Source organism: Streptomyces sp. VTCC 41912 (assembly GCF_045799175.1).
Taxonomy (GTDB): Bacteria; Actinomycetota; Actinomycetes; order Streptomycetales; family Streptomycetaceae; genus Streptomyces; species Streptomyces albulus_C.
In genome coordinates this window covers 31467-54380 of record NZ_JBJMAB010000020.1, presented here as the reverse complement: position 1 = coordinate 54380, position 22914 = coordinate 31467, and the positions used below count along the sequence as shown (strand labels likewise).

Here is a 22914-nt window from a genome sequence, read left to right as displayed (position 1 = left end):
CGGCCGGGGAGCCGGTGGCGCGCCGCGCTACAGCTCGGCCAGCAACTCCGCCTTCTTCGTGCTGAATTCGTCGTCCGTCAGCAGCCCCGCCCCGTGCAGTTCGCCGAGGTGCCGGATCCGGTCCGCGATGTCCGCGGGGGCCCGGCCGGTGCTCCCGGGGCGCCGCACCGGTGCCCGCTCCGCGGCGTCCGGCGCCTTCTCCGCGCTGCGCACGGCCTGGAGGACGGCGGCCGCGAACGGCAGGGACTCGTGGACCGGGCCGTAGCCGAGCCCGAAGACCACCGCGGCCGGGTCCTGGTCGGCCTCGCCCGTCCGGGGCTCGGGGGCATCGCGCTCCAGCAGCCGCAGATGGCCGTTGAGGACCTCCGGCGAGCGCCACTCCACACCGGCCAGCGCGTCGACGGCGAAGGTCTGGTCGCCGCTCTTCCACTTCGCCGACGACGCGCCCGTCCAGAACCACCGGAAGGCCACCGCCCGGCCGTCGAACGACGCCTTGCCGTCGTACGCCTTGAAGTGCAGCGGCGGGTCCGGCGCGGTCACCAGGAACCGGTCCGCGGGCTCCTCGGCGGCGGGGTCCAGCGCGCTGGACAGCGCGTCGGCGTAGTACGAGGCCAGCAACTCGCGCTCGGCCGGCAGCACCAGCCGGTACGGATCGGCGTCCTCCTTCAACTGCCCGTCGGCCACCTCCATCAGCGGATCGGCGCCCCATCGCGGCACGGCGTGCAGCACCACGGTGCCGCGCCTGCCCGCGGAGACCTCGACGGTCCTCAGCGCCTCGTACGGAATGCGTCGCTCGCCGAGTGCCTGGAACAGCTTCGGCTTGCGGATCCCCCGTTCGAAGCGGATGAGTACGGAGTCCGAGTCGAACTCCCAGACGGCGTGAAAACCGGCCAGCACATCACCCATGTGGCTCATCGTAAGCGGGTGGTTGCCCGCCCGTCCCCCTTCCGGACGCCAGCGCTGCGCGTGTCACGGGACCCCGGTCGATCGGGGGTCTCCCTGCCCTGTTCACGTCACTTCGTGCGGGTGCGGTTCCCGCGGGCACGGCCCGTCCCCGGGCGCCGGGCCGTACCCGCGGCAACCGCCAGTGCGGGCCGGCCGTCAGGCCAGGTCCGCGCTGCAGCGGGGGTCGGTGGCGGCACAGTCCACCGACCCGAGGTCACCCACGCCGACCAGGGCGAAGTTGTGCAGGCTCTGGGTGCCGCCCGCGAAGTACCCGGCGTGGCCGGCCGCGCCCTGCGCCGACAGCACCCGGGCCCCGAAGGACGGATCGACCGGGTCGGCACCGTGGCCGAGCCCGCCGACCTCCAGGTACGGCACGTCCTGGATCCAGTCGTCGGCGTCCCGCATCGCCCAGACCCGGGCGTGCGTGCCGAGCCCCGCCACGCTCCCGGCCCGCATGCCGGGGCTGCCGGCCACCGTGATGTCGGTGACGTTGTCGGGGAGGTCCCGGGCGGCGAGGCCGCACACCACGGACCCGTAGCTGTGGCAGAACAGCGAGACGGAGTCGGCGGACGGCAGCGCGTTCACCAGGGCGCGCAGCCGGACCGCGCCCGCCTGGGCGAGCTGCCCGGTGGCCGCCTCGACGCCCAGTCCGGACGGCGTGGTGTAGTCGGCCCACGCGATCACCGCGGTACGGGCGCCGGGACTGGCGGTCCGCTCGGCGGCGTACAGGGACTCGGCCATGCCCACGGGGGCGGCCGTCGCCTTGGCGGTGCGCTCGAAGGTGGACAGGTTGGTGTCGACGCCGGGCACCACGACGGAGACCCGGTCGGCGGTGCGCAGGTCGCCGAAGACCTCCGCGGCCCGGCCGTCGCCCGCCGGGTCGAACGCCAGGATCTGGCGCTCGGGGCTCATCAGCGAGGCCAGGCGGTGCATCAGCCGGCTCGCCTCCTGGCGGCCGACCGGGGTGAGCCGGTGATCGCCCATGCGCCGCTTCTCGACCTTGCGGGCGGCGTCGATCGCCATCCGGTTGGCGTCGTAGCGGAGGGTGACGGGGGCGCCGCCCATGTTGCCGACGACGAGGGGGTAGCGGGCCGCGAGCTGCCGTCCCTCTGCCTGGCTGAGGGAGGAGAAGAAGGCGCGCAGGGTGGCCGGGGCGGCGTCGGGCTGGGGCAGCGGCCGTCCGTGGAAGGTGGCGTGCCGCCAGGCGGCTCTCGCGGTGGCCAGCGGGTTGGCGTCCTCCTTGGTGTTTCTGATGGCCGTCCACCCCGTCAGGGCGAGCATCACGAACACCACCAGCAGAGCGAGCGAACCTCGCCACACGGTGGACTGGAGGAAACCGGAGGAGGGGCCGAAGCCCGAGAAAGAAGTCACCGCGGGCCACCCTAGGAGACGCGAAGGGCACCCGCGGACACCCGTGAGCCATCTCACGTTTCGGGCAGGGTATTTGTGAGGAATCGGACAGATCGCAAAGCGGTCCGAAAGCTAGTCGTGCGGACCCCGTCACGTTCGGAAAAGAACGGAAAGAGCCGGTCACGGACTGGACGGAGGTCGTCACCGCCGGTCGCGGGCGTGTGCGGAGGGAGGCGACGGCCTCAGTGGTTCCGGCCCGTCCGCCAGTCCGTCTCGATCGCCGGCCCCATGTGGTCCAGATAGGACCGCGTCAACTCCCGGATGCCCGCGACGCTGCAGTCGTGCCCCTCGCCCCACACCTTCCCGGCCACCCGCATCACCCCGCTGAACGCGGCGACCAACACCCGCGGCCGCGGATCGACGTCCACGTCCAACCCCTCGCGCCGGGCGATCAGCTGGGCGATCTGCTCCTCCAACTCGGTGGAACGCCGCAGGTGCGCCGCGATCAGCGCCGGCGTCGACTCGATCATGCGGAACGCCCGCATGTGCAGGTCCACCGGGATCACCGACGCGATGGCGTCGCCGATGTCGTCCCAGGCGGTCAACACGGCGCCGCGCAGGGCCGACAGCGGCGGTTCGTCCGCCGGTCGCGCGCGCAGCTCCTGGAGGAAGCGGGCCTCGACCATGTCCTGGACGGCGAAGACGACGTCCTGCTTGTTGGCGAAGTACCGGAAGAAGGTGCGCTGGGAGACGTCCACGGCCTCGGCGATCTCGTCGATCGTCGTCGCCTCGTAGCCGCGCTCCGTGAACAGCTCCAGCGCGGCGCGGATCAGGGCGTCCCGGGTGCGCTGCTTCTTGCGTTCGCGCAGCCCGGTGGGGGGTGTCTGCGGCGTCGGGTCCGCCATCCTGCGCCGCCTTTCCGTGGAGTTCTCGCTGATCAGGATACCTGTGAGCTAAATGACAGTTACCGACTCATGAATTATTTTGTCAACTGTCAGTTGCTGACATTAGCCTCGAAACATGAGCTCTCAGACCCCGGTCGCCGACGTCGCACCGGAACTTCCCGTACCGGAGCCTCGCAAGGGGTTGCGGGGCCATCCCTGGCTGACTCTCTTCTCCGTCGCCATCGGCGTGATGATGGTGGCGCTCGACGGCACGATCGTCGCCATCGCCAACCCGGCCATCAAGTCGGACCTCAACGCCTCGCTCGCCGACGTGCAGTGGATCACCAACGGCTACATGCTCGCCCTGGCCGTCGCGCTGATCACGGCCGGCAAGCTCGGCGACCGCTTCGGGCACCGCCAGACGTTCCTCATCGGCATCGTCGGCTTCGCCGCCGCCTCCGCCGCCATCGGATTCTCCAGCCAGGTCACGCTGGTCATCGTCTTCCGCGTGCTCCAGGGCGTGTTCGGCGCGCTGTTGATGCCCGCCGCGCTGGGGCTGCTGCGCGCCACCTTCCCCGCGGAGAAGCTGAACATGGCCCTCGGCATCTGGGGCATGGTCATCGGCGCCTCGACCGCCGGCGGTCCGATAGTCGGCGGACTGCTCGTCGAGCACGTCAACTGGCAGTCCGTCTTCTTCATCAACGTGCCGGTCGGTGTGCTGGCCCTCGTCCTCGGCCTGGTGATCCTCAAGGACCACCGCGCGGAGAACGCCCCCCGCTCCTTCGACGTCCCCGGCATCGTGCTGCTGTCCGGCGCGATGTTCTGCCTCATCTGGCCGCTGATCAAGGCCACCGAATGGGGCTGGGGCTCCATGACCACCTGGGGCTTCCTGATCGGCGCGGTCGTCCTCTTCGCGCTCTTCGCCGTCCTGGAGAGCAAGGTCCGCGAGCCGCTGATCCCGCTGCGGATGTTCCGTTCGGTGCCGCTGACCGCCGGCACGGTCCTGATGGTGCTGATGGCCTTCGCCTTCATGGGCGGCCTGTTCTTCGTGACGTTCTACCTCCAGAACGTCCACGGCATGAGCCCCGTCGACAGCGGACTGCACCTGCTCCCGCTGACCGGCATGATGATCGTCGGCTCGCCGCTCGCGGGCGTGCTGATCACCAAGTTCGGCCCGCGCATCCCGCTGGTCGGCGGCATGGTCATCACGGCCGTCGCGATGTACGGCATGTCCGGGCTGGACGCCGGCACCACCACCGGCCCGATGTCCGTCTGGTTCGCCCTGCTCGGCCTGGGCCTCGCGCCCGTCATGGTCGGCGCCACCGAGGTCATCGTGGGCAACGCCCCGCTGGAGCTCTCCGGCGTCGCCGGCGGTCTGCAGCAGGCCGCGATGCAGGTCGGCGGCAGCCTGGGCACCGCCGTGCTCGGCGCCGTGATGGCCTCCCGCGTCGACCACGACCTCCCGGGCAACTGGCAGAAGGCCGGCCTCCCGCCGCTGCCGCCCGAGAAGCAGTCCCTGGTCTCCGACGCCGTCTCGGCGGGCATCGCCCCGGTGCCGAAGGGCACCCCGAAGCCGTTCGCCGAGAAGATCGTCGCGGTCGCCCACGACACCTTCGTCTCCGGCATGGGCCTCGCCTTCTCCGTCGCCTGCGGCGTGGCGGTCCTCGCCGCCGTCGTCGCGCTCTTCACCAAGCGCGGGGCGAACGCTGCGGCGGGCGCCGGCGTCGGCCACATCTGACCTTCGGCGCCACGGAGTTCCGCGGCGTCATCCGGTCCGCCCCAGCGGCGCGCGACCGGCCGAACCACCCCCTCGGCCGGTCGCGCGCCGCTTCGCGTTTCCGGGCCTTCGACCGGGCCCGCGACGGCCCGCCGCCGTCAACCCCCCTCCCGCCCTCGACCGTCGTCGGCAACCGCCGCCGCCCAAGCCGCAGTTGGCCTCCGCCGTGGGGCCACATCCCTCATCCGGATGACGCGAACCGGGAACCGAGCGGCCCGGTCCCCTCCTCCTGGCCGACGGGCCCGCCCGCGCCCCTTGCCGCGCCCGCGAGGAACGGTTTCCGCGCCCCATCCGCGCCCGCCCCGGCACGTCAACTCCGTGCACCGACCGGTGCGTTCAGGCCCTGGGCGTCGTCCACCTCCCTGATCCGGGTGGAGCATCCGCGCCGGGCTTGGCGGAGCCGCCCGCTCCGCCGCACGCTCGAACCCGAAGCCGCGACGGGCACCGGCCCGCCGCGGACACCACCGCCGTGGCCCGCGCCGAGACCCGCGCGCCCCGCCACGGCCCGACACGGGGGAGCGACTTCATGCGCCACCACACGTCCGGCACGTCCCGCACGGTCCGCCGCACCGCACTGGTCACCGGCCTCGCCGCGCTGGCCGCGACGCTCGCCACGCCCTGGTCCGCGGGCGCCCCGGTCGCCCACGCGGCCGGCGGCGGCCGCAGCACCGCCGCGTCCGGCGACTGCTCGGCCGGCCAGTTGTGCCTGTGGTCGAAGCCGGACTTCGGCGGCCGGCGACAGACCCACGAACTGTCCGGCACCGACATCGAGAGCTGCGTGACCCTCCCCGAGGGGACGACCGCCGCCTCGCTCGCCAACCGCACCGGCCGCCCGGTCACCACCTACCAGAGCGCCGTCTGCGCCGAGACCGGCGAGTTCGACACCTATCCGGGCGGCGGCAGCTGGGTGCCCCGTTCGCCGTACCAGGTAAGGGCGTTCAAGCTGTGGGAGCACTGAGCGGTCCGTCCCGGGCGGACGCACCGCGCCCCCCGACCGGCGTGCTTCGCCGGTCGGGGGGCGCGGGGGAGACGGTGCGGCGGACGGCCGCGGAGGGGTCAGGCGTCGCCGCCGGCCTCACCCGCGTCGGCGGCCGTCACGTCCAGCAGCTGGTAGCGGTCGATGGCCTGCTTGAGCAGCGAGCGGTCGACCTTGCCCTCCCTGGCCAGCTCGGTCAGCACGCCCAGCACGATCGACTGGGTGTCGATGTGGAAGAAGCGGCGGGCGGCACCGCGGGTGTCCGCGAAGCCGAAGCCGTCGGCACCCAGCGACTGGTAGGTGCCGGGCACCCAGCGCGCGATCTGGTCCGGGACGGAACGCATCCAGTCCGAGACGGCGACCTTCGGGCCGTCGGCGCCCTGGAGCTTCTGCGTCACGTACGGGACGCGCTGCTCCTCCTCCGGGTGGAGCAGGTTGTGCTCCTCGACCTCCACCGCCTCGCGGCGCAGCTCGTTCCAGGAGGTCGCCGACCACACGTCGGCCTTGACGTTCCACTCGTCGGCGAGGATCTGCTGGGCCTCCACGGCCCACGGCACGGCGACGCCCGAGGCGAGGATCTGGGCCCGGTGCTCGCCCTTCTCGCCCGCCTTGATCCGGTGCAGACCCTTGAGGATGCCCTCGACGTCGACGTCCGCCGGCTCGGCCGGGTGCAGGATCGGCTCGTTGTAGACGGTCAGGTAGTAGAAGACGTCCTCGCCCGGCTTGCCGTCGGCGGTCTCGCCGTACATCCGGCGCAGACCGTCCCGGACGATGTGCGCGATCTCGTAGCCGAAGGCCGGGTCGTAGGCGACGCAGGCCGGGTTGGTCGAGGCCAGCAGATGGGAGTGGCCGTCGGCGTGCTGGAGGCCCTCACCGGTCAGCGTGGTGCGGCCGGCGGTGGCGCCGAGCACGAAGCCGCGGGAGAGCTGGTCGGCCATCTGCCAGAACTGGTCGCCGGTCCGCTGGAAGCCGAACATCGAGTAGAAGACGTAGACCGGGATCAGCGGCTCGCCGTGGGTGGCGTAGGCGGAGCCCGCGGCGATCAGCGAAGCTGTGCAGCCGGCCTCGGTGATGCCGTCGTGCAGCATCTGACCGGTCGGCGACTCCTTGTAGGCCAGCAGCAGTTCGCGGTCCACCGACTCGTAGACCTGGCCCAGCGGGTTGTAGATCTTGGCCGACGGGAAGAACGCGTCCATGCCGAAGGTGCGGTACTCGTCCGGCGCGATCGGCACGAAGCGCTTGCCGATCTCCTTGTCCCGCATCAGGTCCTTCAGGATGCGGACGAACGCCATGGTCGTGGCGATCTTCTGCTGTCCCGAACCCTTCTTGGCGGTGGCGTACGCCTTGTCGCCGGGCAGCTCCAGCGGCTTGGCGCGCACGACCCGGGTCGGCACGTAACCGCCCAGCCCGTGGCGGCGGTCGTGCATGTACTGGATCTCCTCGGACTTCGGGCCCGGGTGGTAGTACGGCGGCAGGCCGTCCTCCAGGTCCTTGTCCGGGATCGGCAGGTGCAGCCGGTCGCGGAAGCGCTTGAGGTCCTCGACCGTCAGCTTCTTCATCTGGTGCGTGGCGTTGCGGCCCTCGAAGTTCGGGCCGAGGGTCCAGCCCTTGACGGTCTGGGCCAGGATCACGGTCGGCTGGCCCTTGTGGGCCTTGGCCGCCGCGTACGCCGCGAAGATCTTGCGGTGGTCGTGACCGCCACGGCCCAGGTGCAGGATCTGATCGTCGGTCATGTTCTCGACCATCGCGCGCAGTCGGTGGTCGTCACCGAAGAAGTGCTCGCGGATGTACGCACCGGTCTCGGTGGCGTAGGTCTGGAACTGGCCGTCGGGGGTGGTGTTGAGCTTGTTGACCAGGATGCCGTCGCGGTCCTGCGCCAGCAGCGGGTCCCAGCTCCGGTCCCAGACCAGCTTGATCACGTTCCAGCCGGCGCCGCGGAACTGCGACTCCAGCTCCTGCATGATCTTGCCGTTGCCGCGGACCGGGCCGTCCAGGCGCTGGAGGTTGCAGTTGACGACGAAGGTCAGGTTGTCCAGGCCCTCGCGGGCGGCGATGGACAGCTGGCCGAGCGACTCCGGCTCGTCCATCTCGCCGTCGCCGAGGAAGGCCCACACGTGCGACTTGGAGGTGTCGGCGATGCCGCGGGCCGCCATGTAGCGGTTCATCCGGGCCTGGTAGATCGCACCGAGCGGGCCGAGGCCCATCGAGACGGTCGGGAACTCCCAGAAGTCCGGCATCAGCCGCGGGTGCGGGTAGCTGGAGAGGCCGTCGGGGGCCTTGGACTTCTCCTGGCGGAAGGCGTCCAGCTGGCCCTCGCTGAGCCGGTCCAGCAGGTAGGCGCGGGCGTAGATGCCGGGGGAGGCGTGGCCCTGGAAGAAGACCTGGTCGCCGCCGTCGCCCTCGTCCTTGCCGCGGAAGAAGTGGTTGAAGCCCACGTCGTACAGCGAGGCGGAGGAGGCGAAGGTGGCGATGTGGCCGCCGACCCCGATGCCCGGGCGCTGGGCGCGCGAGACCATCACGGCGGCGTTCCACCGGGTCGCGTTGAGGACCTTGCGCTCGATCTCCTCGTTGCCCGGGAAGAACGGCTCGTCCTTGGTCGCGATGGTGTTGACGTAGTCCGTGCTGCGCATCTCGGGCACGGCCACCCGCCGCTCGCGGGCGCGCTCGATCAGGCGGAGCATGAGGTAGCGGGCACGTTCCCGGCCTCGCTCGTCGACGGCCGCGTCGAGCGAGTCGAGCCATTCCTGGGTCTCTTCGGGATCGAAGTCCGGGACCTGGCTGGGAAGGCCGCCAATGATGATCGGGTTTCGATCGGATCCGGAAGCCACGCTGTTCCTTCGTGTCGGGTTCGTGTCGTGCTCTGCCTGCTACTGCCGCTGCGCACGGGGACGAAAGCTGTCTGTGCCTTGTATCGCGCCGTCTTCCATCGTGTACCGAGCCACTGGGATACGTCACCTCTACCGGTGGGTAACCACCCGCGGAGAGAGGGCGCGGAAGGGGCCGAGTCCTGAGGTCGGCCAAATCGCAACCATACGCCCAACTCGAACGGCCGCGGCGTGCGGCCGGGCAGCTCCGGCCGGGGGAGTCACGCCGCTCCGATACCCTGCGCGGAGGCCATTCCTTCCCGCCTACCCCATATACCCGGCACAATGCTGTGGTGCGTATCACTTCATGGTGTCCTGGTGGGGGCCGGGCCACGGCGCTGGGCCCGTCGATCGTCACCGTTTCGGCGGTCTCGACCGCCGGGTACTTGCGCGATCCGCCCGGCACGTGTGGACTACGGCCAATGCTCCGCGCACGCGCGGAGTCCACGAGTACTTTCCGAAACATGACAGGAGGCAATCCGTGAGCGCGACCGCGGACCACGCGGAGGAGCGGACCAACCCTGCGACCAAGCTGGGGTTCGAGCCCGGACAGGTGGTCCAGGAGATCGGCTACGACGAGGACGTCGAGCAGGAGCTCCGCGAAGGCATTGAGGCCATCATCGGCCAGGAACTCGAGGACGAGGACTACGACGACGTCGCTGATGTCGTCGTCCTGTGGTTCCGAGACGACGACGGTGATCTCACGGACGCGCTGGTGGACGCCATCGGTCTGATCGACGAAGGCGGCCAGATCTGGCTGCTGACGCCCAAGACGGGCCGCGACGGCTACATCGAGCCGAGCGACATCAACGAGGCCGCACAGACCTCGGGTCTGTCGCAGACCCGGAGCATCAACGCCGGCAAGGACTGGACCGGCAGCCGGCTGATCTCGCCCAAGCGCTGACCGGCCGTCTCACCTCACGTCCTCGCCGAGCCCCTTCCGGAGCCCTCCGGAAGGGGCTCGGCGCAGTTCAGGCGCGGTGCGCCGGCCCTGCGGGCCGGCGCGTAGGGTGGTCTGCGTCCAGGACAGAGTGAGGCGGGAAGGAAGCAGCCCCATGGCGATCGAGGTCGGCACCGAAGCCCCGGATTTCGCGCTGCGGAACCAGCACGGCGAGCTGGTGCGGCTCTCCGACTTCCGCGGTGAGAGGAACGTCGTCCTGCTCTTCTACCCGTTCGCCTTCACCGGTGTGTGCACCGGCGAGCTCTGCGCGCTCCGCGACGAGCTGCCGAAGTTCGTCAACGACGACGTGCAGCTGCTGGCCGTCTCCAACGACTCGCCGTTCTCGCTGCGGGTCTTCTCCGACCAGGAGAGCCTCGGGTACCCGCTGCTGTCGGACTTCTGGCCGCACGGCGAGGTCTCCACCGCGTACGGCGTCTTCGACGACGAGAAGGGCTGCGCGGTCCGCGGCACCTTCGTCATCGACAAGGAGGGCGTGGTGCGCTGGACGATCGTCAACGGCCTGCCCGACGCCCGGGACCTGAACGACTACGTCAAGGCGCTCGAAGCCCTCTAGGTCCGGCGCGGCCCTCGGGGTGCGTCGCGGCGTGCGGGGCGCCCGGGCGGACATCCGTCAAGATCCATGTGCGTTATCTGCATTCGGCGGGAACCGGTCACTAGGATCAAATCGTTGATCCGATGCCATGCACGATGGGGGCGCACATCATGACGTACCCCTCGAATCTACGGGAGGACTCGTGGGAGTCAGCCTCAGCAAGGGCGGCAACGTCTCGCTGACGAAGGAAGCCCCCAATCTGACCGCCGTTCTCGTCGGTCTGGGCTGGGACGCGCGTACCACCACCGGTACGGACTTCGACCTGGACGCCAGCGCCCTGCTGACGAATGACCAGGGCAAGGTCGCCAACGACCAGAACTTCGTGTTCTTCAACAACCTCAAGAGCCCGTGCGGTTCGGTCGAGCACACCGGTGACAACACCACCGGTGAGGGCGAGGGCGACGACGAGGCCATCAAGGTGAACCTCGCCGGTGTCCCCGCCGACGTCCACAAGATCGTTTTCCCGGTGTCGATCTACGACGCCGAGACCCGCCAGCAGAGCTTCGGCCAGGTGCGCAACGCCTACATCCGCGTGGTCAACCAGGCCGACGGCAACGAGCTGGCGCGTTACGACCTGAGCGAGGACGCCTCGACCGAGACCGCCATGGTCTTCGGCGAGCTGTACCGCAACGGCGCGGAGTGGAAGTTCCGCGCCATCGGCCAGGGCTACGCCTCGGGCCTGCGCGGCATCGCGCAGGACTTCGGCGTCAACGTCTGAGCGCACGGCGCGACCGCGTCCGGCGCCGTACGCCCCCGTCCGGGGAGTGCGGCGCCGGGTGCGTTTCCGGGGCGTGCGCCGCGCCCCGCACCGATACCGGGGAGGAAGCGAACACCATGGGCGTCACGCTCGCCAAGGGGGGCAACGTCTCCCTTTCCAAGGCGGCTCCGAACCTCGCGCAGATCACGGTCGGTCTCGGCTGGGACGCGCGGTCCACGACCGGAGCCGCGTTCGACCTCGACGCCAGCGCGCTGCTGTGCGCGTCGGGCCGGGTGCTGGGGGACGAGTACTTCGTCTTCTACAACAACCTCAAGAGTCCCGAGGGCTCCGTGGAGCACACCGGTGACAACCTCACCGGTGAAGGGGACGGGGACGACGAGACGATCCTCGTCGACCTCACCCAGGTCCCCGAGCACGTGGAGACGATCGTCTTCCCGGTCTCGATCCACGAGGCCGATCTGCGGGGCCAGAGCTTCGGGCAGGTCAGCAACGCCTTCATCCGGATCCTCAACCAGGCCGACGGCAGCGAACTCGCCCGCTACGACCTCAGCGAGGACGCCGCCGGCGAAACCGCGATGATCTTCGGGGAGGTCTACCGCCGCAACGGCGAATGGAAGTTCCGGGCGGTGGGCCAGGGGTACGCGTCCGGCCTGCGCGGCATCGCCCTGGACTTCGGGGTCAACGTCTCGTAGCCGGTCGACGGCGCCGCTCGGTCGGCGGTGCGGGGACAAAGAGGGCCAGCCGCCCGCGCTCGGTGCTCGGCGGGGCGGCGGGTGGCCCATCCGCCGCCCCGCCGCCGTCGAAGACGTCGCACGCGGGCCGGACCTGCGGCTCCGTGAACGGGCAGGGGCCGAGCGCGCCGGCGGGAAAGTCATCGCTCTACACTTCGGGGTCAACGTTTCGTAAAGCGCCGCGCACTGCGCGCGGGGGACCCACACAGCGAAGGATTGGGTAGGCAGTGCTCCTGAAAACCTTTGGCTGGTCGTTCGCCATCACGGTGCTCGGCCTCGGCCTGGCCGGCGTCCTCTGGGGGTGGCAGGGGCTCGCGATCGTCGGGATCCTGTCCATCCTGGAGATCTCGCTGTCCTTCGACAACGCGGTCATCAACGCCGGCATCCTGCGCAAGATGAACGCCTTCTGGCAGAAGATCTTCCTCACCGTCGGCATCCTCGTCGCGGTGTTCGGCATGCGGCTGGTCTTCCCGGTGGTCATCGTCGCGATCACCGCGAAGATGGGGCCGATCGAGGCGGTCCAGCTCGCCGTCAACAACAAGGCGCACTACGAGGAACTGGTCACCAGCGCCCACCCGGCCATCGCGGCCTTCGGCGGCGTCTTCCTGCTGATGATCTTCCTCGACTTCATCTTCGAGGACCGCGACTACAAGTGGCTGTCGTGGATCGAGAAGCCGCTCGCCCGGATCGGCAAGCTCGACACCCTCTCCATCATCGTCGCGCTGGTGGTCCTGCTGGTCAGCGCCATGACGGTGGCGCCGCACGCCGCGCACGGCGGCGGGGACAAGACCACCACGGTCCTGCTCTCCGGCATCGCGGGCCTGATCACCTACCTCGTCGTCGGCGGGATCTCCGGCTACTTCGAAGGCCGACTGGAGGACGAGGACGAAGACGAGGCGGCCGAGGACGGCGCCGAGCCGGCCGCGGTGGAGAAGAAGGGCGGCGGGACCGGCGCGGCGGTGGGCCTGGCCGGCAAGGCCGCGTTCTTCATGTTCCTCTACCTGGAGGTCATCGACGCCTCGTTCTCCTTCGACGGTGTCATCGGCGCGTTCGCCATCACCAACGACATCTTCGAGATGGCCCTGGGTCTGGGCATCGGCGCGATGTACATCCGCTCGCTGACCGTCTTCCTGGTCCGCAAGGGGACCCTGGACGACTACGTCTACCTGGAGCACGGTGCGCACTACGCCATCGGCGCGCTGGGCGTCATCCTGCTCGTCACGATCCGCTACGAGATCAACGAGGTCATCACCGGCCTGGTCGGCATCGTCCTGATCGGGCTGTCCTTCGGCTCGTCGGTGCTGCGCAACCGGCGCGAGGGCAAGCCGGGGGCCGAGTCGTCGGCGCAGTCGGAAGTGACGTCCGGAGTGTGACGGACCTCTGATTGAGGAACGCTTTTCTGCGGGGCGGCCACGGGACACACACCCACTGGCCGCCCCGCACCGGTAGGGGCCACAACGAGGGGGTGGGCACAGTGTCGTTCCTGGGGAACATGTGGCGCGGCAACGCGCCGAAGTTCGACGGCGGTGGCGCGTCGTACGTCGTCGAGCTGACGAAGCGCAATCCGGTCGTCTCGCTGACGAAGCAGGGGGCGGCCAACGGCCATCTGCGGGTCAACCTGAGCTGGCAGATGAGGACCTCGGACTTCGGTGAGCGGGGGCAGCGCTCGGGCAGTCTGCTGCGCAACCCGAGCAAGCTCTTCCGGCCCGAGATCGTGCAGGCCCAGGGCCCGGCCGTGGTCAACGTCGACCTCGACCTGGCCTGCATGTACGAGCTCGCGGACGGCAGCAAGGGCGTGGTGCAGCCGCTGGGCGACTTCCTCGGCGACCTCAACGCCGCGCCGTTCGTCAAGCTCAGCGGCGACGACCGGTTCGGTTCCGGTTCCGGCGAGACGCTGTACGTCAACCTGGACCACCGCGACGAGATCAAGCGGCTGCTGATCTTCGTCTACATCTACGACGGGACCCCGGCGTTCGACCGCACGCACGCGGTGGTGACGCTCTACCCGAGCAGCGGGCCGCGGGTCGAGGTCAAGCTGGACGAGCGGGCGCCGCAGGCCCGGTCCTGCGCCATCTTCATGTTGGAGAACGGCAAGGACGGGCTGACCGTGCGCCGCGAGGTGAAGTACGTCTACGGCTTCCAGGCCGAGCTGGACCGGATGTACGGCTGGGGTCTCCAGTGGGGCCGCGGCTACAAGTCGAAGGTCTGAGACGGACCGAGGGGCTCGGGGGACGTTCGGTGCGGCCGGTGCGTCGGGACGTGTGTGCGGGCCCGGCGCCCCGGCCGTTTCCGGTGCGTCAGCGGCGCTGGAACTGCGGCCCCTGGGGCGGCAGGACGAACGCCGGGTCGGGCACGAACGGCTGCGGCGGCTGCGCCGGGTAGCCGTACGCCGGGACCGGCTGCTGCGGATAGCCGTAGGCGGGCGGTTGCTGCGGCGCGTACGGCGGCTGTTGCGGCGGCGGGCCCGGATAGCCGTAGCCGTGGGCGCCGGTCTGGGCGGGGGGCTGTGACGGCGGGGGCGGGACGTTGGCCGGGTAGCCGTAGCCGCCGGTCGGGGCCGGCGGCAGCGGGGCGGCGGAGAACGGCTCCGGCATCCCGTCCGGCACGTGCTGGGTGACCGCCTCCGGATCCGACCGGGGGCCGCCGGCCTCCTCGGGCCAGGCGCCGGGCGGCGGCGAGACCGGGCCGGACGGGGCGGGGCCCGGCGGGGTGGCGGGGCGTTCGACGGCCGCGGTGGGGTCCTCGCCCTGCGGGTGGGCGCTGGACGCCTCGGGGGAGGGCGCGTCGGCGGTCGGCGGGTGGGCGGTGGACGCCTCCTGCGCCGCGCGGGCCGTCCGACTGGTGGGCGGGTCGTTCTCGTCCACCGAGATGCCGAATTCCGTGGCCAGGCCGATCAGCCCGCTCTCGTAGCCCTGGCCCAGCGCCCGGAACTTCCAGCTGTCGCCGCGGCGGTACAACTCCCCGCAGATCAGCGCGGTCTCCTCGCCCGTCTCGGGCATCACGTCGAAGACCGCCAGGGGTTCCGTGCCGTCCGTCGTCGCGTCGTACAGCAGCACCCGCAGGTCCGTCACGCCGGCGAACGGGCCGCCGTCCGAGGATGCGGCCAGCACCACCCGGGCCACCGACGCGTCGAGCGGCGTCAGCTCCGCCTCGATGGTGTCGGTCAGGGACTCGGACAGCCGGGACTTGGGCAGGTGCCGGACCAGGCCGCTGGGGTGTCGCGGCTGGTTGTAGAAGACGAAGTCCTCGTCGGAGCGCACGCGCCCGTCCGCTCCCACGAGGAGGGCCGAGGCGTCGACGTCGGGGACGCCGGCGCCCGGCGTCCAGCGCAACACGGCTCTCACGGCCGTGGCGTCGAGGGGTACGTTCGACCCTTTCAGCATCGCGTGCGTCATGCCGCAATCCTGCCTTCCCTCCGGTGGCGGCCACAACGCGGGGGCCGGGCACGGCGCTTCCCGGACACCCGGCGGTCACGTCGCGGGGGCGGGACGGTGGCGAGATTTTCACGTCCGCGGGAACTTTCCGGACCCCCACACACGTACGATTACCGGCTGGATCCAGACAGCGAGATGCGGCGGGGGCGCCCGGGTCCCGCTTCTAGACGGGGAGTTGCATGCGTCACTTTGGGCATCTTGCGCCCGACATCCGCAAGACGCTGTTCCACAGGGAGCCGGTGGAGTTCACCGCCGACTCCCCGGCCCGCACGCTCGCGGTCGCCCTCGGTGCCACGCTCTACAGCCCCGCCACCCGCCCCCACCTCGCCGCCGACGTCCGCAAGCAGGTCGCCCGCGGCGTCACGTCCATGGTGCTGTGCCTGGAGGACTCCATAGGCGACGGCGACGTGGCGGCCGGCGAGCGGAACCTCGTCCGGCAGTTCGCCCTGCTCGACGCGGCGGCCGACGGCGGCGAGGACCTTCCGCTGCTCTTCATCCGGGTCCGCGAACCCGGCCAAATACCGGACCTGGTGGGCCGCCTGGGCCCGGCCGTGCGCAGACTGTCCGGATTCGTACTTCCCAAGTTCACGGCGGAGCGCGGCGCGCCCTTCCTGGAGGCGCTGGCCGACGCCGAAACCGCCTGCGGACGGCGGCTGTTCGCCATGCCGGTGCTGGAGTCCCCGCAACTGCTCCACCTGGAGAGCCGTGCCGCGACCCTCGCCGGCATCGCCCGCACCGTCGACGACCACCGCGACCGGGTCCTCGCCCTGCGGCTCGGCGTCACCGACTTCTGCTCCGCCTACGGGCTGCGCCGGGCCCCCGACATGACCGCCTACGACGTGCAGATCGTCGCCTCCGTCATCGCCGACGTGGTCAACGTCCTCGGCCGTGCGGACGGCACCGGCTTCACCGTCACCGGGCCGGTGTGGGAGTACTTCCGGCTGCACGAGCGGATGTTCAAGCCGCAACTGCGCCGCAGCCCGTTCCTGGGGCAGGCCGAGGAGCTGCGCACCACCCTGATCGAGCACGACATGGACGGCCTGCTGCGCGAGATCGAGCTGGACCGCGCCAACGGCCTGACCGGCAAGACCTGCATCCACCCCTCGCACGTCGCCCCGGTGCACGCCCTGTCCGTCGTCAGCCACGAGGAGTACTGCGACGCCACCGACATCCTGCGGCCGGAGCGCGGCGACGGCGGGGTGCTGCGCTCCTCGTACACCAACAAGATGAACGAGGTGAAGCCGCACCGGGCCTGGGCCGAGCGGACGCTGCTGCGCGCCGAGGCGTTCGGCGTGGCCCGCGAGGACGTCGGCTTCGTGGAGCTGCTGACCGCGAGCGTGCCCGCCGCCTGAGCGCGGCGGCCCACCGGACCGAGCGGCGCGCCCGACCCCGGCGAAGACGACCGCACGACCACCGCACGATCACCGCACGACCAACGACATGACCACCGAACGACCAACGGCAAGAGCAACGGCATGAACGACGACACGGACGCGATGACGCAGGAGACACGGCACGTGGTGTGGACGGGAGAGTGGGTCGCCGAACGGCTCGGCGTCGCGCTGCACGGCGGGGACGAGCTGCCGGACCTGCTCGGGCTGGCGCTGCGGCGCAACCCCAAGCGGGCCCACCTGCTGGTCTCCAAGGTGCTCGGCAAGCACGTGCCGCAGCGCCCGGACGTGGTGCACGGCGCCGGGGTCGGGCTGGGCCGGCGGGTCCGCGCCCTGCTCGGCGACGAGGACGCCGCCCGCGCCGTCGTCCTGGGCTACGCCGAGACCGCCACCGGGCTCGGCCACTCGGTCGCCGACGGGCTGGCGCTCGCGCCGTACCTGCACTCCACCCGCCGCCCGGTCCCCGGTGTGCCGCACGCCGCCGGCTTCGAGGAGGAGCACAGCCACGCCACCGCGCACCTGCTGCTGCCCGAGGACGGCGCCCTGCTCGCCGGCGACGGCCCCCTGGTCCTCGTCGACGACGAGTTCTCCACCGGGCGCACGGTCCTCAACACCCTCCGCGCCCTGCACGCCCGCCATCCGCGGCGGCGGTACGTCGTCGTCGCCCTGGTGGACATGCGCTCCGCCGCGGACCGCGCGCGGCTGGCCCAGTTCGCCGCCGAACTCGGCGCCCGCGTCGACCTCGTCGCCCTGGCCGGCGGCGGCGTCCACCTGCCCGACGACGTCCTGGACCGCGGTCGGGAACTGGTCGCCGCCCACGGGGAGCCGCCCGCGCCCCCCGGCGACGCCCGGTCCGCGCCCCCGCGCCCGGTGCGCGTCGACCTCGGCTGGCCCGCCGGACTGCCCGACGGCGGACGCCACGGCTTCACCCCGGCCCACCGCGCGCTCCTGGAGGACCGGCTCCCCGCCATGGCCGCCCGCATCGCGGCGCAGCTCGGCGACGCCCGCCGCGTCCTCGTCCTCGGCAACGAGGAGCTGATGTACGCCCCGCTGCGGCTGGCCGGCGCCCTGGACGCGCTGCTCGCCGAGCACGGCGCGACCGTCCACTTCTCCACCACCACCCGCTCCCCGGTGCTCGCCGTGGACGACCCCGGCTACGCCATCCGCACCTGCCTCGCGTTCCCCGCCCACGACGACCCGGCCGACGGCCCCGGAGAGCGCTACGCGTACAACGTCGCCCCCGGCAGCGACCCGGAGCGCCGCTTCGACGCCGTCGTCGCGGTCGTCGACTCGGCCGGCGACCGCCCCGAACTCCACGCCCCCGGCGGCCTCCTGGACCGGCTCGCCGGCCACACCGACCGGCTGCTGCTGGCCGTCGTGCCGTCCCGCACCCCGCGCGGCGCGCTGCCCGGCCCGCTGCCCGGCCCGCTGCGCGGCCCCGCCTTCTCCTCCTACGCCCCCGACGAGGTGGGCTGGCTGCTCCAGGACCTGTCCGACGTCACGCTGGAGGCGCCGACCGAGGAGCGCGAGGAGGCGATCCAGCGCGGCGGCGCCCACTACGCGGAGTCGCTGCCGGTCGAGTACCAGCCCAGCGTCCAGTACCAGGAGCTGTTCCACGCCGCGCTGCGCACCTCCGCCGGCCGGATCGCCCGCGCGGTCGGGACGGTCACCGAGACCGTCCTCGCCGAGCGGGGCCCGCGCCCGGTCCTGGTCTCGCTGGCCCGGGCCGGTACCCCCGTCGGCGTCCTGATGCGCCGCTGGGCCGCGCACGCGCACGGCCTGGACCTGCCGCACTACGCCGTCTCCATCGTCCGCGGCCGGGGCATCGACACCACCGCCCTGCGCTGGCTCGCCGCCCACCACGACCCGGCGGACGTGGTCTTCGTGGACGGCTGGACGGGCAAGGGCGCCATCACCCGGGAGCTCGCCGGGACGCTGGCCGGCCTGTCGGACCTGCCCGGCTTCGACCCGCGGATCGCGGTCCTCGCCGACCCCGGCGGCTGCGTGACGACCTACGGCACCCGCGACGACTTCCTCATCCCGTCGGCCTGCCTCAACTCCACGGTCTCCGGGCTGATCTCACGCACCGTGCTCCGCACCGACCTGGTCGGGCCGGACGACTTCCACGGCGCCAAGTTCTACCGCGAACTGGCCGACGGCGACCTGTCGGCGACGTTCCTGGACACCGTTGCCGCCCGGTTCGACGAGGTCGCCGACGCGGTCGCGGCCGACGTCCGGGCGCTGGCGGCCACCGACCGCACCCCGACCTGGGAGGGTTGGGCGGCCGTCGAACGCATCAGTGAGGAGTACGGCATCCACGACGTCAACCTCGTCAAACCCGGCGTCGGCGAGACCACCCGGGTCCTGCTCCGCCGGGTCCCGTGGCGGATCCTCGCCCGGCGCGGCGCCGGCAGCGACCTCGACCACGTCCGCCTGCTGGCCGAGCAACGCGGCGTCCCCGTCGAAGAGGTCGACGAACTCCCCTACACCTGCGTCGGGTTGATCCACCCCCGCTTCACCCGCGGCGCCACCGGCGCCGACGGCAAGGCGGTGGCCTGCTGATGACCGTCCCCGCACCGCTGGTCGCCAGCGACCTCGACCGCACCCTGATCTACTCGGCCGCCGCGCTGTACCTCACCGGCGAGGACGCGGCGGCCCCCCGGCTGCTCTGCGTCGAGGTCTACGAGGGCCGGCCGCTGTCCTACCTGACGGAGACGGCCGCCGCGCTGCTCACCGAGCTCGCCGAGCGCACCACCTTCGTGCCGGCCACCACCCGCACCCGCGAGCAGTACCGGCGCATCCACCTCCCGGGCCCGCCCCCGGAGTTCGCGGTCTGCGCCAACGGCGGACACCTGCTCGTCCGGGGCGAGTCCGACCCGGACTGGCAGCGCACCGTCGCCGCCCGGCTCGCCGCCCGGTGCGCGCCGCTGGACGAGGTCCGCGCCCACCTGGTCCGCACCGCCGACCCGGCCTGGCTGCGCACGGCACGCACCGCCGAGGACCTCTTCGCCTACCTCGTGGTGGAGCGGTCGCTGCTGCCGGAGAGCTGGGTGAAGGACCTCGCCGCGTGGGCGGAGCCGCGCGGCTGGACGATCTCCCTCCAGGGCCGCAAGCTCTACGCCGTTCCCCAGCCGCTCACCAAGAGCGCCGCGGTGGCCGAGGTGGCCCGCCGCACCGGCGCCACCGGCATCCTCGCGGCCGGCGACTCGCTGCTCGACACCGACCTGCTGCTGGCCGCCGACCGCGGCTGGCGACCGGGCCACGGCGAACTGGCCGACACCGGCTGGCGGGCCCCGCACGTCACGGCGCTGCGCGAGCGCGGGGTGGCCGCCGGCGAGTTGATCGCCCGCGCCTTCCTGGCCGGCGTCACGGACCCGGGGCGTGCCTGATGACGCCGCCCGGTCGCCGGCAATAGGCTGCCGGCGACTGGGAGGAGACCCCGTGGCCGAGCCCAAGAGCGCCCCGCTCACAGCGGAGCTGTACGACTACGTGTTGGCGCACAACCCACCCCTGGAACCCGCGCTGCAGGAGCTGGCGGACGTCACCAGAGAGCGCTTCCCGGACGCGGCCGGGATGCTGTCGGCTCCGGAGCAGGCGGCACTGCTGGCCTTCCTGGTCCGCCTGATCGGGGCCCGGCAGGTGGTCGAGGTGGGCACGTTCACCGGTTTCGCCACCCTCGCCATGGCCCGGGCGCTGCCCGCCGACGGCACGCTGACCGCCTGCGACGTCTCCGAGGAGTGGACCGCCTACGGTCGCGACGCGTGGGCGAAGGCCGGCGTCGCGGACCGGATCCGGCTGCGGATCGCGCCCGCCCTGGAGACCCTCCGGGCGATGCCCACCGAACCGCACCTCGACCTGGTCTACCTCGACGCCGACAAGGGCGGCTACATCGCCTACTGGGAGGAACTGGTGCCGCGCCTGCGGCCCGGCGGCCTGCTCGTCGCGGACAACGTCCTCTACCACGGCGAGGTCACCGACCCCGCGGTGACCGGACCGGCCCTGGCCATCCGGGAGTTCAACGACCACGTCCTGGAGGACGCGCGCACGGACGCGGTGCTGCTCGCCGTCGCGGACGGCGTGACGCTGGCCCGCAAGCGCTAGCCCGCGGGCCGGCGCCGCGATCAGCCGCAGCAGCCGCCCCCGCAGCAGCCGCCGCCCCCGCCGCCCGACGGGCCGGGGGCGGCCGCGGTCCCCCCGACGGCGACGGCGGACAGCAGCTTCACGGTGTCCTGGTGGCCGTCCGGGCAGACGGCCGGCGCGGACGACTCGGCCATCGGCCGGTCGAGCTCGAAGGTGGTCCCGCAGGGGCGGCAGCGGTATTCGTAACGGGGCATGGCCACAGATTAGGGCCTGGTCGCCCGGCCCGGCCCACCGGACGGGACCGGCGGCGGCCTACGGGTGCTCGCGCGCCGACTTGTCGAGCAGCTCCAGCATCGCCATGTACGCCCCGTCCACGTCCCGGTCCCGCACGGCCTCGGCGACCGCCGCGTGCACGGCGTGCGGATGCGTGAAGGAGCCGCCGGAGGCGTACACGTCCCGGCCGCGCTGGATGATCACCGGCACGATCACCCGGTGCATCTGCGCGTAGAAGCGGTTGTTGGAGGCGAGCAGCATCGCGGTGTGGAAGGAGGCGTCGGCGCGGATGAGCAGCACCGGGTCGTCCTCGGTCGCGGCCATCGCGCTCAGCGCGGCGCCGAGGGCCTCCAGGTCGTCGTCGGTGCGGCGCTCCGCGGCCAGCGCCGAGGCGGCCGGCTCGATGGACCGGCGCAGTTCGAGCACGTCGGCGAAGAAGTCGGACGAGGCGCCGGCCGCCAGCTTCCAGCGCAGCACGTCGGAGTCGAGGAGGTTCCACTCCTCCCGGGGGCGGACGTAGGTGCCGTGGTTCTGCCGGGTGGCGAGCAGCCCCTTGCCGGTCAGCACCTTGACCGCCTCGCGCAGCACGGTCTGGCTGACGTCCAGTTCCGCCATCAGCTCCGGCGCGGTGAGGACGTCGCCCTCGCCGTAGTTGCCCTCGCAGATCCGCTTGGCGAGCGCCTCGACGGCCGAGCCGTGCCGCCCGTGATCCGCGGGCGAAGCGGAATTCCCCAACTGCTCCATGGTCACTCCCCGGTGCCCCGTACGCCCTGGCTCCCCGCCCTCTTCCTCCTACCCCCTTCTTGCTCCCCGCGTCGGCCGCCCGCCCCGGCAACCGCCGGGGCGCACCGCGCGGCTGTCCGCCCCGCGGTGCGCCCCGTACGCCCTGGGCCGCCGGCCCGGCCGGCGGTCCGTCGACGAGCGGCCCGCCTCACAACTCCTCGGAGCTACCGGCCGGGGGCGCGCCGCCCGGCTTCCCGGCGCTTGCCGCGCCGGCGCCCGCCGCCGGGCTCGCCTCGGACTGCGCACCGGTGTGCCGGGGGTGCGGGCCGGTGCGGCTGGTGCCGGGGCCGAGCGAGCCCTGCCCGCCGTGCCAGGCGCCCTGCATCCGCACCCGCGCCGACTGCCGTCCGGCCGTCATCCCGGACACCGGGTGCAACTCCCCGCGCTCGAAGCGTTCGGCCTCCTCCGGGTGCCGGGCGCGCCAGTAGGGGTTGTCGTGCGACAGACCGCCGCTGACCCGTCCGTACATCCCGAACACCAGCAGCAACAGCCCCACCACGAAGCTGAAGAGCACGTTCTGGATCTTGAAGGCGAGGAAGTTCGCGTCGGTCTGCAACAGCCCGAGGTTCACGAACCCGCTCAGCAGGAACAGCCCGCCGAGCACGATGTTGAGGGTGGAGGCGAAGTTCCCGCCGATCACCATGCCGGCGATGAGCAGCGCACCGACGACGATCGAGAGCACGCTGAGCGAACCGTTGGTGTTCAACCCGGCCGCGGTCGCACCGCCGGTGTCGAAGAACCCGATGTGGTGGGTCAGGCCGAGGATGCCGAACGCCACCAGCACCAGCCCCATCACGCCCGCGCCGATGCGGTAGACCCGGCTCAGCCGGTGGTCGACGGGCAGGTGCTCGTTGATCTGGGCACGCCGCCTCCTGAACCGGCGGAGGGGGTTCGCGGGCTTGTGCAGCACGTGGCCAGGTGCACCGGTAGCAGCCATGTCCGGCCTCCTTCGCGCAGATGAGCCGCCTGGGCCGTACTCACTCAGGACTCCAGCATCCGACACGTGGGCCTTTCATGCCATTGCGGGGACGGGCCGACCACCCGCCGTGACCGGCGTCCCGGCGCCCCCCGGCGCCGCCCGGGAGACGGTCCGGCGCCCCGCCCCACCTGCCTCGGCTTTCCCGCCGCCCCGCCTGCCTCGGCTTTCCCGCCGCC

The 22914-nt window shown here is 72.0% G+C and carries 20 protein-coding genes; 12 read left to right on the top strand and 8 right to left on the bottom strand.

From position 1 onward, the window contains the following. Positions 1 to 27: 27 nt before the first annotated feature. The 3 genes from ACJ6WD_RS25240 to ACJ6WD_RS25230 form a co-directional block, all read right to left on the bottom strand. The gene (locus tag ACJ6WD_RS25240; RefSeq protein WP_233660891.1) at positions 28 to 906 is read right to left on the bottom strand and encodes a DUF4429 domain-containing protein; all 879 of its coding nucleotides are present in this window, start codon (positions 904 to 906) and stop codon (positions 28 to 30) included. 195 nt (positions 907 to 1101) lie between these two features. After that, positions 1102 to 2316 (bottom strand): alpha/beta hydrolase, encoded by a 1215-nt coding sequence (locus tag ACJ6WD_RS25235; protein ID WP_407616543.1) that lies wholly within the window; start codon positions 2314 to 2316, stop codon positions 1102 to 1104. Between the two features lie 221 nt (positions 2317 to 2537). After that, complete coding sequence (locus ACJ6WD_RS25230; protein WP_233660889.1) at positions 2538 to 3200, bottom strand: TetR family transcriptional regulator; 663 nt, start codon at positions 3198 to 3200, stop codon at positions 2538 to 2540. 115 nt (positions 3201 to 3315) lie between these two features. Here ACJ6WD_RS25230 and ACJ6WD_RS25225 point away from each other — a divergent pair, with 115 nt between their 5' ends. Together ACJ6WD_RS25225 and ACJ6WD_RS25220 are read left to right on the top strand one after the other, a co-directional pair. Then, positions 3316 to 4917, top strand: a complete 1602-nt coding sequence (locus ACJ6WD_RS25225; protein ID WP_233660888.1) for an MFS transporter — start codon at positions 3316 to 3318, stop codon at positions 4915 to 4917. A gap of 565 nt (positions 4918 to 5482) precedes the next feature. Then, positions 5483 to 5914 carry a peptidase inhibitor family I36 protein gene (locus ACJ6WD_RS25220; RefSeq protein WP_016573704.1) on the top strand — a complete coding sequence of 144 codons (432 nt, stop codon included), beginning with the start codon at positions 5483 to 5485 and terminating at the stop codon, positions 5912 to 5914. A gap of 98 nt (positions 5915 to 6012) precedes the next feature. Here ACJ6WD_RS25220 and aceE read toward each other — a convergent pair whose 3' ends face one another. Beyond that, on the bottom strand, positions 6013 to 8760 hold the full coding sequence (gene aceE / locus ACJ6WD_RS25215) for a pyruvate dehydrogenase (acetyl-transferring), homodimeric type (RefSeq protein ID WP_233660886.1): 2748 nt from the start codon (positions 8758 to 8760) through the stop codon (positions 6013 to 6015). A 517-nt stretch (positions 8761 to 9277) separates the two neighbouring features. Here aceE and ACJ6WD_RS25210 point away from each other — a divergent pair. From ACJ6WD_RS25210 to ACJ6WD_RS25185, 6 genes are all read left to right on the top strand, one after another. Continuing rightward, positions 9278 to 9700: a DUF3052 domain-containing protein gene (locus tag ACJ6WD_RS25210; RefSeq protein WP_016573706.1), complete on the top strand. Its 423-nt coding sequence runs from the start codon at positions 9278 to 9280 to the stop codon at positions 9698 to 9700. A 151-nt stretch (positions 9701 to 9851) separates the two neighbouring features. Further along, positions 9852 to 10310, top strand: coding sequence for a peroxiredoxin (locus tag ACJ6WD_RS25205; RefSeq protein ID WP_016573707.1), 459 nt, complete (start codon positions 9852 to 9854; stop codon positions 10308 to 10310). A 181-nt stretch (positions 10311 to 10491) separates the two neighbouring features. After that, positions 10492 to 11067: a TerD family protein gene (locus tag ACJ6WD_RS25200; protein ID WP_016573708.1), complete on the top strand. Its 576-nt coding sequence runs from the start codon at positions 10492 to 10494 to the stop codon at positions 11065 to 11067. Positions 11068 to 11183: 116 nt separating this feature from the next. Then, the gene (locus ACJ6WD_RS25195) at positions 11184 to 11759 is read left to right on the top strand and encodes a TerD family protein (RefSeq protein ID WP_233660885.1); all 576 of its coding nucleotides are present in this window, start codon (positions 11184 to 11186) and stop codon (positions 11757 to 11759) included. A gap of 266 nt (positions 11760 to 12025) precedes the next feature. After that, positions 12026 to 13171 carry a DUF475 domain-containing protein gene (locus ACJ6WD_RS25190; protein ID WP_376447359.1) on the top strand — a complete coding sequence of 382 codons (1146 nt, stop codon included), beginning with the start codon at positions 12026 to 12028 and terminating at the stop codon, positions 13169 to 13171. A gap of 119 nt (positions 13172 to 13290) precedes the next feature. Continuing rightward, a complete protein-coding gene (locus ACJ6WD_RS25185; RefSeq protein ID WP_267953362.1) occupies positions 13291 to 14007 on the top strand; it encodes a Tellurium resistance in 717 nt (238 codons plus the stop codon). A gap of 88 nt (positions 14008 to 14095) precedes the next feature. On the opposite strand, the gene ACJ6WD_RS25180 is transcribed toward ACJ6WD_RS25185, so the two are convergent. Next, complete coding sequence (locus ACJ6WD_RS25180; RefSeq protein ID WP_407616542.1) at positions 14096 to 15193, bottom strand: TerD family protein; 1098 nt, start codon at positions 15191 to 15193, stop codon at positions 14096 to 14098. A gap of 218 nt (positions 15194 to 15411) precedes the next feature. On the opposite strand from ACJ6WD_RS25180, the gene ACJ6WD_RS25175 reads away from it, so the two are divergent. From ACJ6WD_RS25175 to ACJ6WD_RS25160, 4 genes are all read left to right on the top strand, one after another. Beyond that, positions 15412 to 16584: an HpcH/HpaI aldolase/citrate lyase family protein gene (locus tag ACJ6WD_RS25175; RefSeq protein ID WP_038519091.1), complete on the top strand. Its 1173-nt coding sequence runs from the start codon at positions 15412 to 15414 to the stop codon at positions 16582 to 16584. Positions 16585 to 16707: 123 nt separating this feature from the next. After that, positions 16708 to 19185 (top strand): phosphoribosyltransferase, encoded by a 2478-nt coding sequence (locus tag ACJ6WD_RS25170; RefSeq protein WP_407616541.1) that lies wholly within the window; start codon positions 16708 to 16710, stop codon positions 19183 to 19185. Next, entirely contained in the window at positions 19185 to 20012 is an 828-nt protein-coding gene (locus ACJ6WD_RS25165; protein WP_233660881.1) for an HAD family hydrolase, read from the top strand. The genes ACJ6WD_RS25170 and ACJ6WD_RS25165 overlap by 1 nt, the downstream gene beginning before the upstream one ends. 52 nt (positions 20013 to 20064) lie before the next feature. After that, positions 20065 to 20724, top strand: coding sequence for an O-methyltransferase (locus ACJ6WD_RS25160; RefSeq protein ID WP_331248422.1), 660 nt, complete (start codon positions 20065 to 20067; stop codon positions 20722 to 20724). A 20-nt stretch (positions 20725 to 20744) separates the two neighbouring features. Here the strand turns inward: ACJ6WD_RS25160 and ACJ6WD_RS25155 are convergent, their stop codons facing one another. The 3 genes from ACJ6WD_RS25155 to ACJ6WD_RS25145 form a co-directional block, all read right to left on the bottom strand. Beyond that, a complete protein-coding gene (locus ACJ6WD_RS25155) occupies positions 20745 to 20957 on the bottom strand; it encodes a zinc ribbon domain-containing protein (protein ID WP_037633544.1) in 213 nt (70 codons plus the stop codon). Positions 20958 to 21015: 58 nt separating this feature from the next. Then, on the bottom strand, positions 21016 to 21720 hold the full coding sequence (locus tag ACJ6WD_RS25150) for a FadR/GntR family transcriptional regulator (protein ID WP_376558880.1): 705 nt from the start codon (positions 21718 to 21720) through the stop codon (positions 21016 to 21018). 187 nt (positions 21721 to 21907) lie between these two features. Further along, a complete protein-coding gene (locus tag ACJ6WD_RS25145) occupies positions 21908 to 22696 on the bottom strand; it encodes a DUF4383 domain-containing protein (RefSeq protein ID WP_407616540.1) in 789 nt (262 codons plus the stop codon). Positions 22697 to 22914: the final 218 nt, after the last annotated feature.

Bases quoted from the DNA above. Each gene is read 5' to 3' on its own strand.
- ACJ6WD_RS25240 (WP_233660891.1), bottom strand. From the start codon at position 906: ATGGGTGATGTGCTGGCCGGTTTTCACGCCGTCTGGGAGTTCGACTCG.
- ACJ6WD_RS25230 (WP_233660889.1), bottom strand. From the start codon at position 3,200: ATGGCGGACCCGACGCCGCAGACACCCCCCACCGGGCTGCGCGAACGC.
- ACJ6WD_RS25225 (WP_233660888.1), top strand. From the start codon at position 3,316: ATGAGCTCTCAGACCCCGGTCGCCGACGTCGCACCGGAACTTCCCGTA.
- ACJ6WD_RS25220 (WP_016573704.1), top strand. From the start codon at position 5,483: ATGCGCCACCACACGTCCGGCACGTCCCGCACGGTCCGCCGCACCGCA.
- ACJ6WD_RS25205 (WP_016573707.1), top strand. From the start codon at position 9,852: ATGGCGATCGAGGTCGGCACCGAAGCCCCGGATTTCGCGCTGCGGAAC.
- ACJ6WD_RS25195 (WP_233660885.1), top strand. From the start codon at position 11,184: ATGGGCGTCACGCTCGCCAAGGGGGGCAACGTCTCCCTTTCCAAGGCG.
- ACJ6WD_RS25185 (WP_267953362.1), top strand. From the start codon at position 13,291: ATGTGGCGCGGCAACGCGCCGAAGTTCGACGGCGGTGGCGCGTCGTAC.
- ACJ6WD_RS25180 (WP_407616542.1), bottom strand. From the start codon at position 15,193: ATGACGCACGCGATGCTGAAAGGGTCGAACGTACCCCTCGACGCCACG.
- ACJ6WD_RS25175 (WP_038519091.1), top strand. From the start codon at position 15,412: ATGCGTCACTTTGGGCATCTTGCGCCCGACATCCGCAAGACGCTGTTC.
- ACJ6WD_RS25170 (WP_407616541.1), top strand. From the start codon at position 16,708: ATGAACGACGACACGGACGCGATGACGCAGGAGACACGGCACGTGGTG.
- ACJ6WD_RS25165 (WP_233660881.1), top strand. From the start codon at position 19,185: ATGACCGTCCCCGCACCGCTGGTCGCCAGCGACCTCGACCGCACCCTG.
- ACJ6WD_RS25155 (WP_037633544.1), bottom strand. From the start codon at position 20,957: ATGCCCCGTTACGAATACCGCTGCCGCCCCTGCGGGACCACCTTCGAG.
- ACJ6WD_RS25150 (WP_376558880.1), bottom strand. From the start codon at position 21,720: ATGGAGCAGTTGGGGAATTCCGCTTCGCCCGCGGATCACGGGCGGCAC.
- ACJ6WD_RS25145 (WP_407616540.1), bottom strand. From the start codon at position 22,696: ATGGCTGCTACCGGTGCACCTGGCCACGTGCTGCACAAGCCCGCGAAC.